This window comes from Delftia sp. WSY_22, from assembly GCF_043104185.1.
Taxonomy (GTDB): Bacteria; Pseudomonadota; Gammaproteobacteria; order Burkholderiales; family Burkholderiaceae_C; genus Comamonas; species Comamonas tsuruhatensis.
Window position 1 is genome coordinate 25,488 of record NZ_JBICKN010000056.1, and the last position, 14,405, is coordinate 39,892.

17 protein-coding genes are annotated in these 14,405 nt (G+C 70.5%); 6 read left to right on the forward strand and 11 right to left on the reverse strand.

Annotation, left to right across the window (positions count from 1 at the left end; genetic code table 11):
* Positions 1-32 precede the first annotated feature (32 nt).
* The 4 genes from ACF8NF_RS23385 to ACF8NF_RS23400 are packed head-to-tail and all read left to right on the forward strand — an operon-like array spanning position 33 to position 3,215.
* On the forward strand, positions 33-1,109 hold the full coding sequence (locus tag ACF8NF_RS23385) for an acyl-CoA dehydrogenase (protein WP_392451344.1): 1,077 nt from the start codon (positions 33-35) through the stop codon (positions 1,107-1,109).
* Positions 1,097-1,855: a PIG-L deacetylase family protein gene (locus ACF8NF_RS23390; RefSeq protein ID WP_392451345.1), complete on the forward strand. Its 759-nt coding sequence runs from the start codon at positions 1,097-1,099 to the stop codon at positions 1,853-1,855. Before ACF8NF_RS23385 ends, ACF8NF_RS23390 begins: the two co-directional genes overlap by 13 nt.
* Positions 1,852-2,460 carry a class I SAM-dependent methyltransferase gene (locus tag ACF8NF_RS23395; RefSeq protein WP_071956938.1) on the forward strand — a complete coding sequence of 203 codons (609 nt, stop codon included), beginning with the start codon at positions 1,852-1,854 and terminating at the stop codon, positions 2,458-2,460. The genes ACF8NF_RS23390 and ACF8NF_RS23395 overlap by 4 nt, the downstream gene beginning before the upstream one ends.
* Positions 2,457-3,215: a glycosyltransferase family 2 protein gene (locus tag ACF8NF_RS23400; protein ID WP_016448418.1), complete on the forward strand. Its 759-nt coding sequence runs from the start codon at positions 2,457-2,459 to the stop codon at positions 3,213-3,215. Before ACF8NF_RS23395 ends, ACF8NF_RS23400 begins: the two co-directional genes overlap by 4 nt.
* Here ACF8NF_RS23400 and ACF8NF_RS23405 read toward each other — a convergent pair.
* The 3 genes from ACF8NF_RS23405 to ACF8NF_RS23415 form a co-directional block, all read right to left on the reverse strand.
* Positions 3,185-3,745, reverse strand: a complete 561-nt coding sequence (locus ACF8NF_RS23405; RefSeq protein WP_061288814.1) for a DinB family protein — start codon at positions 3,743-3,745, stop codon at positions 3,185-3,187. The two genes, ACF8NF_RS23400 and ACF8NF_RS23405, sit on opposite strands and share 31 nt — an antisense overlap.
* A 22-nt stretch (positions 3,746-3,767) precedes the next feature.
* Positions 3,768-4,634: a PhzF family phenazine biosynthesis protein gene (locus ACF8NF_RS23410; RefSeq protein ID WP_392451346.1), complete on the reverse strand. Its 867-nt coding sequence runs from the start codon at positions 4,632-4,634 to the stop codon at positions 3,768-3,770.
* A gap of 63 nt (positions 4,635-4,697) precedes the next feature.
* On the reverse strand, positions 4,698-5,102 hold the full coding sequence (locus tag ACF8NF_RS23415; RefSeq protein ID WP_374006655.1) for a VOC family protein: 405 nt from the start codon (positions 5,100-5,102) through the stop codon (positions 4,698-4,700).
* Positions 5,103-5,172: 70 nt separating this feature from the next.
* Between ACF8NF_RS23415 and ACF8NF_RS23420 the strand changes: the two genes are divergently transcribed.
* On the forward strand, positions 5,173-6,540 hold the full coding sequence (locus ACF8NF_RS23420) for a PLP-dependent aminotransferase family protein (protein WP_392443867.1): 1,368 nt from the start codon (positions 5,173-5,175) through the stop codon (positions 6,538-6,540).
* On the opposite strand, the gene ACF8NF_RS23425 is transcribed toward ACF8NF_RS23420, so the two are convergent.
* The 8 genes from ACF8NF_RS23425 to ACF8NF_RS23460 are packed head-to-tail and all read right to left on the reverse strand — an operon-like array spanning position 6,524 to position 13,569.
* On the reverse strand, positions 6,524-6,964 hold the full coding sequence (locus tag ACF8NF_RS23425; RefSeq protein WP_016448423.1) for a nuclear transport factor 2 family protein: 441 nt from the start codon (positions 6,962-6,964) through the stop codon (positions 6,524-6,526). The genes ACF8NF_RS23420 and ACF8NF_RS23425 overlap by 17 nt on opposite strands.
* A 5-nt stretch (positions 6,965-6,969) precedes the next feature.
* The gene (locus tag ACF8NF_RS23430; RefSeq protein ID WP_016448424.1) at positions 6,970-7,761 is read right to left on the reverse strand and encodes an SDR family oxidoreductase; all 792 of its coding nucleotides are present in this window, start codon (positions 7,759-7,761) and stop codon (positions 6,970-6,972) included.
* 5 nt (positions 7,762-7,766) lie between these two features.
* The gene (locus ACF8NF_RS23435; protein WP_016448425.1) at positions 7,767-8,327 is read right to left on the reverse strand and encodes a DUF3833 domain-containing protein; all 561 of its coding nucleotides are present in this window, start codon (positions 8,325-8,327) and stop codon (positions 7,767-7,769) included.
* Complete coding sequence (locus ACF8NF_RS23440; protein ID WP_392451347.1) at positions 8,324-9,604, reverse strand: MFS transporter; 1,281 nt, start codon at positions 9,602-9,604, stop codon at positions 8,324-8,326. Before ACF8NF_RS23440 ends, ACF8NF_RS23435 begins: the two co-directional genes overlap by 4 nt.
* A 17-nt stretch (positions 9,605-9,621) precedes the next feature.
* Positions 9,622-10,191 (reverse strand): chalcone isomerase family protein, encoded by a 570-nt coding sequence (locus ACF8NF_RS23445; RefSeq protein ID WP_016448427.1) that lies wholly within the window; start codon positions 10,189-10,191, stop codon positions 9,622-9,624.
* A gap of 17 nt (positions 10,192-10,208) precedes the next feature.
* Positions 10,209-11,477, reverse strand: coding sequence for a class I SAM-dependent methyltransferase (locus tag ACF8NF_RS23450; protein ID WP_392451349.1), 1,269 nt, complete (start codon positions 11,475-11,477; stop codon positions 10,209-10,211).
* Complete coding sequence (locus ACF8NF_RS23455; protein ID WP_392451350.1) at positions 11,474-12,226, reverse strand: DUF1365 domain-containing protein; 753 nt, start codon at positions 12,224-12,226, stop codon at positions 11,474-11,476. Before ACF8NF_RS23455 ends, ACF8NF_RS23450 begins: the two co-directional genes overlap by 4 nt.
* Complete coding sequence (locus ACF8NF_RS23460; protein ID WP_277849023.1) at positions 12,223-13,569, reverse strand: NAD(P)/FAD-dependent oxidoreductase; 1,347 nt, start codon at positions 13,567-13,569, stop codon at positions 12,223-12,225. The genes ACF8NF_RS23455 and ACF8NF_RS23460 overlap by 4 nt, the downstream gene beginning before the upstream one ends.
* A 140-nt stretch (positions 13,570-13,709) precedes the next feature.
* On the opposite strand from ACF8NF_RS23460, the gene ACF8NF_RS23465 reads away from it, so the two are divergent.
* Positions 13,710-14,348 carry a TetR/AcrR family transcriptional regulator gene (locus tag ACF8NF_RS23465; RefSeq protein WP_017407121.1) on the forward strand — a complete coding sequence of 213 codons (639 nt, stop codon included), beginning with the start codon at positions 13,710-13,712 and terminating at the stop codon, positions 14,346-14,348.
* Positions 14,349-14,405 lie beyond the last annotated feature (57 nt).

Consider the following 14,405-nt stretch of genomic DNA (forward strand, 5'->3'; position numbering starts at 1 on the left):
GCGCACGACACACAAAAGGAAGGCAAGCGGCGATGGCCCAGCACGACAACGAGCACGCCCATGCGTGGACATGCAGCGACACGCTGGCGCAGGCCTTGCGCGGCCACACGGACCTGTCGCCAGCGGACCAGTTGGCCCTGCTGGTGGCGCAGGGCGCCGACCGCCTGCCGCTGCCGGGCCATGGCCACACGCTGCAGCGCTGGCGCGCACTGGCCGAGGTGGCCGCCCACAGCCTGAGCCTGGCCAAGCTCTATGAAGGCCATACCGATGCCCTGGCCATCCTGTCCGAGCTGCAGGCCGACCTGGCCACCGAAGGCCTGCGCTGGGCCGTCTGGTGCGCCGAGCCGCCGGGCGAGCGCGTGCAGGCCACGCCCACGGCTCCCCATGCTGCGGCACATGCCGGCATGGCCGTGCAGCTGTCCGGCCACAAGCCCTGGTGTTCGGGCGCGCGCGCGGTGGACCGTGCCCTGGTCAGCGGCTGGCTGGCCGACGGCCGGCGCTGCCTGATCGCCGTCGCCATGGACCAGCCCGGCATCCGCAGGGACGACAGCCACTGGCAGGCCGTGGGCATGGCCGCCAGCGCCAGCGCCGACGTGCATTTCGACGGCGCCACCGGCGTGCTGGTCGGCGAACCGGGCCAGTACCTGAGCCGCCCCGGCTTTCACCATGGCGGCGCGGGCGTTGCGGCCTGCTGGCATGGCGCGGCAGCGCGCATCGCCAGCCATCTGCAGCAGGCCGTCGGTCAAGGCGAGGACCCGCACCGCCAGGCCCACCTGGGCGCGCTGGATGTGGCCCTGGCCGGCGCGGCCGGCCTGCTGCGCGACGCTGCAGCCCGCATCGATGCCACGCCCTCGGACCCCTGCCTGCTGGCCGTGAACCGCGCCCGCCTGGCCGTGGAAGCCGCCGCCGAAGAGGTGCTGCGGCGCGTGCCGCGCGCCATCGGTCCCGGCCCGCTGTGCAAGAACAGGGGCCTGGCGCAGCTGATGGCCGACCTGCCCGTCTTCATCCGCCAAAGCCATGCCGAGCGCGACCAGGCCGCGCTGGGCCGCCTGCTGGCCGGCAGGGCACAGACCTCGCAGGCACCGGGAGGCGCGGCATGGATACTGTGAAGCCGCGCCTCATCGAGGGCCGGGGCACGCCCGAATCGCGCTGGCAGGCCTGGTTTGCGCAGCGCCGGCCAGCGCAGGTATCCATGGACGACCTGCTGGACGGCCGGCGCCGCGCCGTCATCGTCGCGCCGCACCCCGATGACGAGATCCTGGGCTGCGCCGGCCTGCTGCGCCGCTGTGCCGAGCGGGGCATGCCCTGCCTCATCGTCTCCGTGACCGATGGCGGAGCCAGCCACCCCGACTCGACGCTGTGGCCGCCGCAGCGGCTGGTGCGCGAGCGCGTGCAGGAGAGCACCCAGGCCCTGGCCCTGCTTGCGCCGCAGGCGCAGGTGCTGCGGCTGGGCCTGCCCGACGGCCGTATCGCCGAGCATGCAGCGCAGTTGCTGCAGCGGCTGGAGCCGTTGCTGCAGCCCTCGGATGCGCTGCTGTGCACCTGGCGCGAAGACGGCCACCCGGACCACGAGGCCACGGGCCAGGCCTGCGCCACGGCAGCCCGGCGCACGGGCTGCCGGCTCTTCGAGCTGCCGATCTGGGCCTGGCACTGGGCCGAGCCCGGCGACACGCGCGTGCCCTGGCACCGCGCCGCCGCCATTGCGCTGGCGCCGCAGGAGCTGGCGCTCAAGCGCCAGGCCCTGTCGTGCTTTCGCAGCCAGCTGCTGCCCGACCCGTCCACGGGCCGCGACGCCATCCTGCCGTCCTGGGCCACGCAGCGCCTGCTGCGTCCGTTTGAAGTGGTGTTTCTATGAACGGCGCCCGGCAGCACTTCGAGCAGATGTACCAGGCCGACCCCGACCCCTGGCAGGTCGCATCACGCTGGTACGAGCGGCGCAAGCGCGACCTGCTGCTGGCCGCCCTGCCGCGCGAGCGCTATGCCCACGGCTTCGAGCCCGGCTGCGGCAATGGCGAGGCCACGCAGCGCCTGCTGCAGCGCTGCGACCGGCTGTGCGCCGTCGATTTCTCGGACAGGGCCGTGGATCTGTGCCGGCAGCGGATTGCGCCGCAGGACCGCGCCCGCCTGGACCTGCAGGCCCTGCCCCTGCCCTGGCAATGGCCACAGGTGCCCCAGGTGCCGCAGCAAGGCTTCGATCTCATCGTGGTCTCGGAGCTTGCCTACTACTTCGACGACGCGGCACTGGCGCATTTCAACCGCCAGTGCCTGGCCTCGCTGCAGGGCGGCGGCCACTGGCTCATGTGCCACTGGCGGCATGGGGCGCACGATCACCTGCAGACCACTCGCACCCTGCATGACAGCGTGTCGGCCCATGCGCAGCTGCACTTGCTGCTGAGCCACAGCGAACCGGATTTCCAGCTGGACATCTGGCAGAAAACCCCTGAAAGGACGGACAGATGATCGGCGTGTGCATACCAGCCCATGACGAGGAAGACCTCATAGGCCGCTGCCTGGACAGCGTGTTTTGCGCGGCCGCCCATGCCGACCTGCAAGGCGAGACCGTGGCCGTCGTCGTGGTGCTGGACAGCTGCCAGGACGCCACCGAATCGGCCGTGCGCCGCTGGCCCGCCATCCCGTTGTCCATTGCCGCGCGCAACGTGGGCAAGGCGCGGGCCCTGGGGTCGGAGTACCTGCTGCTGCTGGGCGCCCGCTGGCTGGCCTTCACGGACGCCGACACCACCGTCTCGCCGAGCTGGCTGGCCGACCAGCTGGCGCTTCAGTCCGACGTGGTCTGCGGCACGGTGCAGGTGGCCGACTGGTCGGCCCACGGCGTCCAGGCGGACACGGCGCGGCGGCACTTCGAGACCACCTACACGGACCGCGACGGCCACCGCCACGTGCATGGCGCCAACCTGGGCATCTCAGCCTGGCACTACCGCCAGGCCGGCGGGTTCGACGCACGCACCTGCGGCGAGGACCAGGACCTGGTGGACCGCCTGGCGGCCGGCGGCGCCCGCATCGCCTGGTCGGCCCGGCCCCGGGTGATGACCAGCGGCCGCGCCTACTCGCGCGTGGCCGACGGCTTTGCCGGTGCGCTGCGCCAGGGATGGGCCCTGCCCGGCGACGCGCCGCCTGCGCTGCCCGTGCTCCAGGGCGCCCTGGCGCAGCAGGCCCTGGCCCTGCCTCAACCGCAGGCCGGCTCGTCCACGCGGTAGCAGTCCCTGAGGAACACCGGCAGGTCGTTGGCCGGCGGCACGAAGGGCACCTGGTACATCATGTCGCTGACAAAGCCACGGTGGTAGCTGCCATGGTTCACCACATGCAGCACGATCTGCTCGCGCGTCATGGCACCCTGCCCGCCGCCCACGAACTCGAAGTGCACGACCTTCGCCAGTTCCTCGTCCGGGCACGCATCGACGAACTCCACATACCAGCGGTCCATTGCCTGCACGGATTCCCACAGCGCCTGCAGCGTGGGCGTGTGGTCGGTGTTGCGCATGGTGTAGCCATGCTTGCGGCCCTGCAGGTGGTGCCTGAAGATGTCCTCCACCACAAGGACGTGGTTCAGCGTGCGCACCATGTTGCCGAAGCTCGTGGGGCGCTGCTTCAAGGCCTCGCCTTCGGGCAGCTCCATCACGCTCTTGAAGGTCAGGCCGTTGGCCCAGGCCTTGTAGCGCACCAGCATTTTCAGGTTGGCCCTGGCCGATGAGACGGGAGCGCACAGGCTCTCTTGGATCGCTGTCATTCGTGGGTTCTTTCGGTGTGGATCAAAGGCCGCTCAGTGCGCCTTCGACATGGGTGCGCGCCGTGCCGCCCACCCAGACCTGGCCCGTGCCGTCACGGGTCAGGAAGATGCGGCCGTCACGGCCCAGACAGCGGCCCTGGGCGGCAACGTAGTCGCTGTCCATCACTCCCGTCGCAAACAGCCACTGCGCCAGCGACGCGTTGAGGCTGCCGGTGACGGGGTCTTCGACGATGGCGCCCTGGTGATCGGAGAAGAAGGCGCGCACCTCGCAGGCGGCAGGGCTGGCACCGCTGGCACCACCGATACCCCTGGCATAGGGCCCCACCACGCCCACGTCCATGCGCGTGGGCCACTGCCGGGCCGGGTTCAGCGCCAGCACCTGCTCGGCCGAGGCCAGGCGGATGCCCAGCCAGCCGGGGCCGTTGTCTATCCACGAGGCGGCCTGCACCTCTTCGGCGGTGATGCCCAGCATGCGCAGCGCGGCATCCAGCTCGTCGGCGGTGGGCGCGCCAAAGCGCAGCATGGGCGGCGCAGCGAATGCCAGCCGCCCATGCTCCTGCCGTATCTGCACCAGGCCCGCCCCGCACTCCTGGACGATGTGGCCTGCGTTCCTGGACGCACCGCGCTGGGACAGCCAGGCATGGCAGCTGCCCAGCGTGGGATGGCCGGCAAAAGGCATCTCCCGGTCCAGCGTGAAAATCCTCACGCGGTAGTCGGCCTGCGCCTGCGTGGGCGGCAGCAGGAACGCGGTTTCGGAGAGGTTGAACCAGCGTGTCAGCTGCTGCATCTGTGCGGTGGTCAGCGCCTGCCCACCGGTGATCACGGCCAGCGGATTGCCGGACAGCGGGCCGCTGGCGAAAACGTCGACCATATGAACGGCAATGCTCATGAAGACGGTCCTTGTTGCATGGAAAGGAAAAGAAAGGGAAACGGGCGGCGGGCCCGATCTGCGCTAGGGCCGCACATCGGCGCGATGCACCACATGGACCTTGTTGCCGTCGGGATCGCGCAGGTAGGCACCGTAGTAGCCATCGCCGTAATGCGGTCGCGGGCCGGGCGGGCCTTCGTCGCTTCCGCCACGCGCCAGGCCGGCGGCATGGGCCACATCCACCGCCTCGGGCGACGGTGCCAGAAAGGCCGCCATGCTGCCGTTGCCCGCCGTGGCCGGCTCGCCGTTGAAGGGGCTGTAGACATAAAAGCGCGGCAAGGAAGCCTGCGGCGCCACCCAGCACAGCGCGGCCGGCCCGCCATCGGGCTGGACGGCGCGGCGCTGCAGTCCCAGCGGGGAAAGCACCGCGTCATAGAAGCGGCCGGCCCGCTCGAGATCACGGGCGCCGACGGTGATGTGGCTGAACATGGGGTGAACGTTACACTATCGATAAATGAAATAGTGTCACGGCACACTCTTTTTTTTCCTTGCCCCGACCATGCTCCTGCCCTCCCCCTGGACACCCCGTCTTGCGCGCATTGAAGCCAGTGCCGCCGAGCGGCTGGCGCGCGCCCTGGCCGACGACATCGTGGAAGGCCGACTGGCCGGCGGCGACCGCCTTCCCGCCCACAGAGACCTGGCCGACAGGCTGCAGATCGGCCTGGGCTCGGTGACCAGGGCCTATGCGCTGCTGGAGCGCCGGGGGCTGACGCGCAGCGTCAAGGGCAGGGGCACCTTCGTGGCCGCCCGGCGGACGCAGGGCGGCGAGGCCATCGACCTGTCCTCCAACGCGCCGCCGGCCGCCATCAGCGAACGCCTGCTGGCGCGCACGCTGACCGCGATTGCGCGCCGCATCGATGCCGATCACTTCAATTCCTACGCGCCGCCGGGCGGACATGCGGAGCATCGCCGCGTGCTCGCGCGCTGGCTGCAGACGCTGGGCCTGAACGTGGAACCCGGCCACATGGTGCTGACCAGCAGCGCGCGCCAGGCGCTGTCCCTGGCCCTGGACCTGGTCTGCCAGCCCCGGGGCCGGCTGCTGACCGAGCGCATCACCTACCCCGGCGCCATTGCCCTGGCCCGGCGCAAGGGCTGCGCCCTGCAGGGCCTGGCCATGGACGCGCAGGGCCTGCTGCCGCAGGCGCTGGCCGAGGCGCTGCAAGGCATTCCCGCCGCCGAAGGCAAGGTGCTCTACCTCACCCCCACGCTGCACAACCCGACCACGGCCACCATGGGCGCGGAGCGCAGGCGGGCGATCGTGGATATCTGCCGGAACGCAGGCGCCTGGATCATCGAGGACGGCGTGTATGCCGCCTGCTCGCCCGATCACGCGCGCCTTGCGCACCTGGCGACCCTGGCGCCCGAGATCACCCTGCATGTGAACGGGCTGTCCAAGTCGCTGGGCCCGGGGCTGCAGGTGGGCACGCTGGTGCTGCCGCCAGCGCTGTGCGGCGCCGCGCTGGCGACGCTGCAGGAGCTGTCCATGGCGCCTTCGGCCCTGTCATGCGCCGTGGTCGATGAATGGCTGTCCCAGGGCGTGGTCGCCTCCCTGCAGGCCGACCTGCGCCATGAGGCACAGCGGCGCGTGCGGCTGGCCGCATCGCACCTTGCCCCACACCTGGGCGACAGCCGCCTGGTGCTGCACCCCGAGGCCTACAACGCCTGGCTGCCCATGGAGCGCGAGGCCGCCGACCGCCTGGTGTCGGCCGCAGCGGCGCTGGGCGTGACGCTGACCGATCCGGGCTCGCTGATGGTGGAGCCGCACGACCGTGCCAGCGGGCTGCGCATCTGCCTGGGCGCCCCAGGCCTGGACGACCTGGACGGCGCCCTGGCGCAATTGGCCAGGCTGCTTACTGCGGAGCCCTGAGCTTGTTCTGCAGCGCCCTGGCCACGGCGCCCAGCACGGGCACCTTGGCGAAGATTTCCTCCACCGGGTCCCAGAAATCGCGGTGCACTGCCACCAGTCCCTGCGCATCGAACTCCAGGTAGCTGGTGCCGCAGATGTGCATGGGCTGGCCCGATGCCCTGACAAAGCCCAGCTCCCACAGCAAAAAGCCGCTGTCCCCCTGCACCGCGCCCTGGCTGACGGCGAAGCGGGGCCGGTCCAGTTGCTCGAACATGTGGGCGAACACGCGCTGTATCGCTGCGTGGCCGCGCACATCGTTGAACGGGTCCTTGAACCGGGCCTGTTCCGCATAGAGGGCCAGCAGCGCCGGCAGGTTGTCGCGGCGCAGCGCCTCATAGGCCTGGGCCAGCCGGTCCAGTCGGGGATCGCCGAGGGCAGTGCTCATCGGTTTCAGGCTCCTGTGATGCGGCGAACCGCCGAGAAATACCAGGCATCGGGCAGGCAGCGCAGCAGCCGCACCCAGCGCGTGAAGCGGCGCGGAAAATTCATCTCGAAGCGCCCCTGTGCCCAGCCCTGCAGCATGTGCCGGGCGGCCTCGTCGGCACCGATCAGGGCCGGCATGCTGAAGCTGTTTTGCGCCGTCAGCGGCGTATCGACAAAGCCGGGGTTGATGATGGACACGCCCAGGCCCGGGCCGTGCAGGTCCAGGTAGAGGTTTTCTGCCAGGTTGTTGAGCGCCGCCTTGGTAGGACCGTAGGCCAGGGACATGGGCAGCCCGCGATAGCCTGCCACCGAGCCGACCAGGGCCAGATGCCCCTGGCCGGCCTCCAGCAGCATGGGCAGCACCGCATCGAGCAGGTGCAGCGCGCCGCCATAGTTCACGGCCAGGTGGCGCTGCATCTCGGCCAGGTCGAACTCGGTGGCGCGCTGGGGCCGGTAGTGGCCGGCGCAGTACACCACCAGGTCGGGCGCCCTGCCCACATGGGCCCGCACGGCACGGGCTGCCTGTGCCACGGCCTGGGCATCGGTCACGTCCAGCGGCAGGGCCAGGCAGCCTTCGCGGCCGCGCACGAAATCCTGCAGCGCACCGCCATGCCGCGCAGAGACAATCACGCGCGCGCCCTGGCCGTGCAGCGCTTCGGCCGTGGCGCGCCCTATGCCCGAGGAGGCGCCCAGAAGCCATGCCGAGCGGCCCTTCCAGTCGCGCAGCGGCGGGTTCAGCCGGCGGGATAACAGTGGCATGGCCATCACTCCTTGATGATGGCCAGCGTCACGTCGCCCAGGTGCAGGCCGAGCTTGCTCATGGCCGTGCGGTTGAGCAGGGTGCGCCCGTCCATCAGGTACATCCAGTCGTCCATGCTGACGTTCCAGACCCTTCCGTCCACGGGCAGGGCCAGCACGTAGCTCCAGCGGATGGCATTGCCCGCGCTCTGGCCCTGGGCCTCGCCCACCACGTCGTCGGCCCGGCCGCTGTAGCGGCCCTCGCCCAGGTGGCGGATATGCCAGATGCGCTGCTGCGTGCTGCCGTCGCTGTAGACGAAGTGCTCATCGAGCGTGCCCTCGTCGCCATTCCAGCGGCCCGTCATGCGCACGGTGAATCGCTTGACCACCTTGCCCGAGCGGTCCGTGAACATGCCGTGGGCCGTCAGCGGCCCGTTGAAGTACTGGCGCAGGTCCAGCGTCGGCTGCTCCTTGGCGTAGTCCTGCACGGAAGGACCGGCGCAGCCCGCCAGAGACAGCGCCAATGCCGCCCCCAGGCAGGCGCGCCGCAGTGGTGAAAACGAAGCGCAGTGGGTGATGTGGCTCATGTGTGCCTCCAGGAAGAATGCAGTCGCTCGGCGCGCCAGAGCAGCCCGGCCGCCGCCAGTTTGAGCAGGCAGGGCAGCCCGCCATAGGCCCAGGCCAGGGCCTGCAGGCCGGCCGGATCGGTGCTGCCGCTGCGGTAGCCCGCAACGGACAGCAGGGGCAGGGCCAGGCCCGCGGCCAGGGCCAGGTTGAGCTTGGTGGCGCAGGTCCACCACCCCAGGTAGCGGCCCTCGCCCTGGCCGCCCTGGCCGGACTCGTGGATCACGCCCGTGAGCAGTGCGCCCGGCAGGGCCAGGTCCGCGCCCAGGGCCAGCCCGCTGGCCAGGCAGATCACGGCGAAGGCCAGGCCGTCACCCGTGCCCAGCCAGGGCGTGAAGCCGAAGGCCAGCACGCTGGCCAGCATGCCCGCGCGCCAGCTGGGCGCCAGGCCCCAGCGCGAGACGGCCTTCACCCACAGCGGCAGGCCCAGGGCCGCCGCGCCAAAAAAGCACAGCAGCAGCAGGGGCTGCATCCCGGGCACCTGCAATCTGTCGGCCACGAAGAAGGGCAGCAAGGTGGCCGGAATGGCCGCGGCCACGCCGTTGACCATGAAGACGGCCAGCAGCCGGCGAAAGCCGGCATCCGCCCATGGTGAGATCCGAGAGGTGTCCGCCGTGGCCTGCTGCGGCAGCGTCACCGGAGCCTTGAGCCGGTACAGCCCCACCAGCGCCAGCGCCAGGCCCAGCGCCAGCACGGCGCTGGTGGCGTCCAAGCCCAGCCAGGCCGGCAACACGCTGGCCAGCAGCACACCGCCCAGCGTAGCGCCCTCGCGCCAGGCCGTGACGCGAGCCCGCCAGGCGGGCTGCCCGCCCCAGCGCGTGCCCCAGGCCTGGTGGACGATGGTGACGAAGCTGTAGGCCAGCGTGCACACCAGCAGGCTGCAGGCCAGCCAGCCCAGCATGGCGGCCTGGGCACCGCGCGGCGGATGCCACAGCGCCCAGAAGCACAGGACCATCAGCAGGCTGGCCAGTGCAGCCGCCCACCACGCTGGCCGCATGCCCCGGCGCAGCAGCCGGTCGGCCTGGCGGCCGATGGCGGGGTCCACCAGGGCATCGAAGGCACGCGTGGCCAGCAGCACCGCGCCCAGCCCCGCCAGCGGCGCACCGGCCACGCTGGCGTAGTGGTAGGGCAGGTTCACATACAGCGGCAGGGACACGAACGCCAGCGGCGCGGCCAGGCCGCCATAGGCCAGCCCTGTGCGCCAGGGCAGCAAGGGGGCGGCGGCAGGGTGCGAGGCCATGGCGTGGTCCCGGGCGCTCAGGATTGGCCCAGCAGCGAGCTGCGCATGGCAGGTGCCGAGGTCTGGGGCGCGAGCCAGATGCCGAAGAACAGGCGCGCATAGTCGGCATCGCGCAGCTGTGCAGTCTGGCGGCCGTTGTGGAAGAAGCGCACCTCGCCCTGGCCGTCGTTCAGGCCCAGCAGCCGGTCCTGGGCAGCCACATCGGGAAACGCCTGCTTCATCAGCGCCAGCCATTGGCGGGACTGCTCCTCGGTGAAGCCGTCGACCCTGCGCATTTCGGCGATGGAGCGCTCGGCGATGGCCGCGCCTTCGAGCTTGCGGTCATAGACCAGCTCCAGCGCGAACGGGTGGCGGGCGTAGTCTTCGGGCACAAAGCCCGGTGCGGCCCACAGCCGTGCCTCGTACACGCGCAGGCCGAAAAAGCGCAGCACGCCCGTGCCCACCAGGCGCGCGGCCGGCAGGGCGCTGCGCAGTTCGGCCGGAAGGTCGGCAGTCGGAGTCTTGGCGTGGAGTTCGTTGGGCATGGCGATCAGTGAAGGGACAAGGGCGCAGGCGGCGCCCCAGGCCAGCGCCTGGCGGCGCGGCATGTGACGTGGTGGCGATTTCATGGCAGGGGCCTGCGCAGCGTGAACTGGACGACATCGGTGTTGCCGGTGTCGAAGGCCGCCTCGCAGTAGGCGAGGTAGAAGGTCCAGATGCGCACGAAGCGCTCGTCAAAGCCCTGGGCCCGCACGGCGTCGAGGTGGTGATCGAAGGCCTGGCGCCAGCGCCGCAGCGTCTCCGCATAGTCGCGGCCGAAGGCCATGCGGCGCTCCACCACCAGGCCGGCGCGCCGTGCCTCCTGCTCGAAGGAAGGAATGCTGGGCAGCAGCCCGCCCGGGAAGATGTACTGCTGGATGAAGTCGGTGGAGCGGAGATAGCGCGCGAACAGGTCCTCGCGCAGCGTGATGGTCTGTATGCAGGCCAGGCCCCCGGGCTTGAGGCAGTCGCGCAGCGTCTGGAAATAGCCGCGCCAGTATTCGCGGCCCACGGCCTCGAACATCTCGATGGAGACGATGGCATCGAAGGGCTCGCCCGCATGCCGTGCCGGCAGGTCGCGGTAGTCCTGGTAGCGCAGCTCCACGGCGTCGGCCAGGCCGGCCTGCCGCATGCGCTGCTGTCCCCAGGCCAGTTGCTCGCGCGACAGCGTCACGCCCGTGACCCGGGCGCCGAACTCCTGCGCCGCCGCCTCGGCCAGCCCGCCCCAGCCGCAGCCGATCTCCAGCAGGCGCTGGCCGGGCTGCAGCCGCACCTCGTCCAGCGTGCGCCTGAGCTTGGCCTGCTGGGCGTCCTGCAGGTCGGCGTGGCGCAGCGATTCACCCGTGCGCCCCTGGAACCAGGCGGCGCTGTAGCTCATGCCGGGGTCCAGCCACAGGCGGTAGAAATCGTTGCCCAGGTCGTAGTGGGCATGGATGTTCCTGGCGCTGCCGGCCCGCGTATTGCGCTGCAGCAGGTGGCGCAGGCGGTAGCCCAGCCGGCCCCACCAGCTGCCGTACACCAGGCTTTGCACATGGTCGCGGTTGGCCATGCACAGGCGCAGCAGGGCGGCCAGGTCGGGGCTGTCCCATTCGCCGGCGATATAGCCTTCGGCCAGGCCGATGTCGCCCGATTTCAGGGTGCGCTCCAGCGCCCGCCAGTCGTGCAGCACGCAATGCGCGTCGGCAGCCCCCGACGGCGGACGGGGCAGGTGCAGCAGGCGGCCATCGGGCTGCTCCAGGTCCAGCTGCCCGTGGGGCAGGCGTTCGAGCAGGTTCAGCACACGGCGTGCCCGCGCAGGCGTGCGGCGCGGCGCTGCGGCGGTGGGGCTCAGCAGGGGGGCGGCGGTAGTGTTCATCTTGTGACGAAGCGCTTGGGCGCGGAGGGTTTGCCATGGAAAGGCACGCGCTTGGCCCAAAGGCGCAGCGCGTGCCAGTGGATGCGGGCGACCACGCCCAGCGTCATCAAAGGGGTGCCGAAGAAGGCGCGGCGCACGGCGGCGGCATCCAGCGCCTGCAGCACGCCGCCCACGCTGGTCTGCAGCAGCGGGCCGTCCTCGTCATGCAGGTCCACGCGTGCCAGGGTGCGGTCTTCGCCGCGTTCGAAGCGGAAGCGGTACTCGCCGCGCACCTCGCAGAACGGCGAGACGTGGAATTGCTTGCGCGCCACCTGCTCCCGGCCCCAGGCCAGGTCCGACCCCGCCAGCAGATAGGCATGGCGCTCGCCAAAGGTGTTGTTGACCTCGGCCAGCACGGCGGCCAGCGTCCCGTCGGCGCGGTGCGCATACCAAAAGCTCACGGGCTTGAACACGTAGCCCAGCACGCGCGGAAAGGTGTGCAGCCAGACTTCGCCATCGGCGTCGGCTATGCCTTCGCTGTGCAGCAGCTGCTCGAACCAGGCCAGTGCGTCGCAGCCGCCCTCGCCGTGGTCGCCGTCATGGAAGCTCAGCCAGCCACGGCGGTTGCGCCTGAGCGCGGCGTCCGGCTGCGTGCGCAGGCTGCGCATGGGCAGCATGAGGAAATAGCCCGGGTAGCGAAAGGCATGCTCCACCGGCCGCAGGCGGCGGTGCCAGACATGGCCGAAGCCGATGAGCGGCCGGGCCGTCATGCGACCCCCTCGAAGGCCGCGCTGGCGGGCAGGACGGGCAAGGTCGGCAGGGCATGCAGCAGGCCGTCGGCCGCGACCAGGCCCGAGCGCAGGCCGTCCTCGTGGAAGCCGTAGCCGCACCATGCGCCGCAGAACCAGGTCCTGCGCTGGCCTTGCAGGGCATCCACCCGGCCCTGGGCCTCGATGGCGGCCAGGTCGAACACCGGGTGGCTGTACTCGATGCGCGCGTGGACCTGGCTGTCATCGATGGGGCGCACCGGGTTCAGCGACACCATCACGGGCTGCTGCCACGGCAGGGGCTGCAGGCGGTTGAGCAGGTAGTGCAGGCAGACGCCGGCCCGGTCTTTTCCGGGATCGGCGGCGCGTTCGTAGTTCCAGGCGGCCCAGGCCGCCGTGCGGCGCGGCAGCACGCCGGCATCGGTGTGCAGCACGGCCTGGTTGGGCTGGTAGCGGATGGCGCCCAGCACGCTGCGCTCGAGCGGCGTGGCATCGGAGCCCAGCAGTCGCAGGGCCTGGTCGCTGTGGCAGGCCAGCACCACGGCGTCGAACCGCTCCGTGCCGTGCGCCATCTGCAGCAGCACGCCGTGCGCGGCGCGGCGCAGGCCCAGCACGGGCGCGTTCAGCCGGACCTCGTGGCGGCCGTCCTTTTGCAGCGCGGCCACCATGCGCCGCACATACTGGCGCGAACCACCGCGCACGGTGCGCCACTGCGGCCGGTCCGTGACCTGGATCAGGCCGTGGTTGTGGCAAAAGCGGATCAGCGTGGCCACGGGAAAGCGCAGCATCTGGTCGGTGGGGCAGGACCAGATGCAGCCCATCATGGGCAGCAGATAGTCCTGGCGAAAGGCCGGCCCGAAGCCGTGGTCGTCCAGGAAATCTTCGATGCAGCTGCGCAGCCGCGCTTCATCGCCTTCCTCGGCGATGCGCGTGGTCAGGCGGTTGAAGCGCAGGATCTCGGCCAGCATCTTCAGGAAACGGGGCCGCAGCAGATTGCTGCGCTGGGCGAACACACCGCCCAGCGAACTGCCGCTCCACTCCAGGCCCGCCCGGCCGCCGGCCTGCGGCACCTGCACGGAAAACGACATCTCGGCCTCCGCCGTGGGCACCTGCAGCTCTTCGAACAGACGGGTCAGCAGCGGATAGGTGCGGTGGTTGAACACCAGAAAGCCCGTGTCCACCCCCTGGCTCACGCCGCCCAGCGCCAGATCGACCGTGTTGGCATGGCCGCCGAAATGGCTGCCTGCCTCCAGCAGGGTCACGCCATGCCCGCCCGGCGCGCCGGCCAGCCGCCGTGCTGCGGCCAGCCCCGCAATCCCCGACCCGATGACTGCAATGCGATGCATGGGAGCGTCCTTCCTGGTTGAATCGATCAGTCAGACCATGAAGATCAAACTGTGAACTGATGAGTTCAAACTATATACCAAACGTATTCGCTTTGCACTATTTGGTATCGGATATGACCTGTCGGGTCTAAAATATGGCTATGACAAGCCGCTCCTCCATCAAAGAACAGATACAGCGCGTGCGCGAGCAGGCCATCGTGGCGGCCGTCAACCGGCTGCTGGCCACCAAGGGCTACGACGCCATGACGGTGGACGAGGTGGCGGCCGAGGCCGGCATGGCCAAGGCCAGCCTGTACAAGCTGTTCACCTCCAAGGAAGAACTGGCAGGGGCCGCCATGGTGGGCGTGCTGGACCGCGCCCTGGCCTTCGTGGACGGCCTGCGCGACGAAGCCAGCCTGGCGGCCGAGGCCGGCACGCCCACGCGCCCGCTGGACCAGCTCAAGGCCGTGACGCGCTGGGCCATGCAGACCCAGTTGGAAGGCGAGATGCCCTCCCTGCCCGCGCAGAACTCCAACCTCAGCGCCTCGCTGCAATCCAACGACGACTACATGGACCGGCTGATCGCGCTGAGCAACCGCCTGAGCATCTGGATCACCGAGGCCCAGACCAGCGGCCAGATGCAGGCCACGCTGCCGGCCGAACTGGTGCTCTACACGCTGTTCGCGCGGGCCTGCGATCCGGTGGTGGCCCTGCTCAAGGAGTCGGGCCAGTACACGCACGCGCAGATCATCGACTGGGTGACCAGCACGACCTTCGACGGGCTGGCGGCGGCGGGCTGATCCGGTGCGCGGGATCGCACCGATCCCAATGCAAATGAGAATTCATATCAACTGGAT

Excerpts from the sequence above, each read along its gene's own strand:
- ACF8NF_RS23385 (WP_392451344.1), top strand. The coding sequence starts at position 33 with ATGGCCCAGCACGACAACGAGCACGCCCATGCGTGGACATGCAGCGAC.
- ACF8NF_RS23390 (WP_392451345.1), top strand. The coding sequence starts at position 1,097 with ATGGATACTGTGAAGCCGCGCCTCATCGAGGGCCGGGGCACGCCCGAA.
- ACF8NF_RS23395 (WP_071956938.1), top strand. The coding sequence starts at position 1,852 with ATGAACGGCGCCCGGCAGCACTTCGAGCAGATGTACCAGGCCGACCCC.
- ACF8NF_RS23400 (WP_016448418.1), top strand. The coding sequence starts at position 2,457 with ATGATCGGCGTGTGCATACCAGCCCATGACGAGGAAGACCTCATAGGC.
- ACF8NF_RS23405 (WP_061288814.1), bottom strand. The coding sequence starts at position 3,745 with ATGACAGCGATCCAAGAGAGCCTGTGCGCTCCCGTCTCATCGGCCAGG.
- ACF8NF_RS23410 (WP_392451346.1), bottom strand. The coding sequence starts at position 4,634 with ATGAGCATTGCCGTTCATATGGTCGACGTTTTCGCCAGCGGCCCGCTG.
- ACF8NF_RS23415 (WP_374006655.1), bottom strand. The coding sequence starts at position 5,102 with ATGTTCAGCCACATCACCGTCGGCGCCCGTGATCTCGAGCGGGCCGGC.
- ACF8NF_RS23420 (WP_392443867.1), top strand. The coding sequence starts at position 5,173 with ATGCTCCTGCCCTCCCCCTGGACACCCCGTCTTGCGCGCATTGAAGCC.
- ACF8NF_RS23425 (WP_016448423.1), bottom strand. The coding sequence starts at position 6,964 with ATGAGCACTGCCCTCGGCGATCCCCGACTGGACCGGCTGGCCCAGGCC.
- ACF8NF_RS23430 (WP_016448424.1), bottom strand. The coding sequence starts at position 7,761 with ATGCCACTGTTATCCCGCCGGCTGAACCCGCCGCTGCGCGACTGGAAG.
- ACF8NF_RS23435 (WP_016448425.1), bottom strand. The coding sequence starts at position 8,327 with ATGAGCCACATCACCCACTGCGCTTCGTTTTCACCACTGCGGCGCGCC.
- ACF8NF_RS23440 (WP_392451347.1), bottom strand. The coding sequence starts at position 9,604 with ATGGCCTCGCACCCTGCCGCCGCCCCCTTGCTGCCCTGGCGCACAGGG.
- ACF8NF_RS23445 (WP_016448427.1), bottom strand. The coding sequence starts at position 10,191 with ATGCCGCGCCGCCAGGCGCTGGCCTGGGGCGCCGCCTGCGCCCTTGTC.
- ACF8NF_RS23450 (WP_392451349.1), bottom strand. The coding sequence starts at position 11,477 with ATGAACACTACCGCCGCCCCCCTGCTGAGCCCCACCGCCGCAGCGCCG.
- ACF8NF_RS23455 (WP_392451350.1), bottom strand. The coding sequence starts at position 12,226 with ATGACGGCCCGGCCGCTCATCGGCTTCGGCCATGTCTGGCACCGCCGC.
- ACF8NF_RS23460 (WP_277849023.1), bottom strand. The coding sequence starts at position 13,569 with ATGCATCGCATTGCAGTCATCGGGTCGGGGATTGCGGGGCTGGCCGCA.
- ACF8NF_RS23465 (WP_017407121.1), top strand. The coding sequence starts at position 13,710 with ATGACAAGCCGCTCCTCCATCAAAGAACAGATACAGCGCGTGCGCGAG.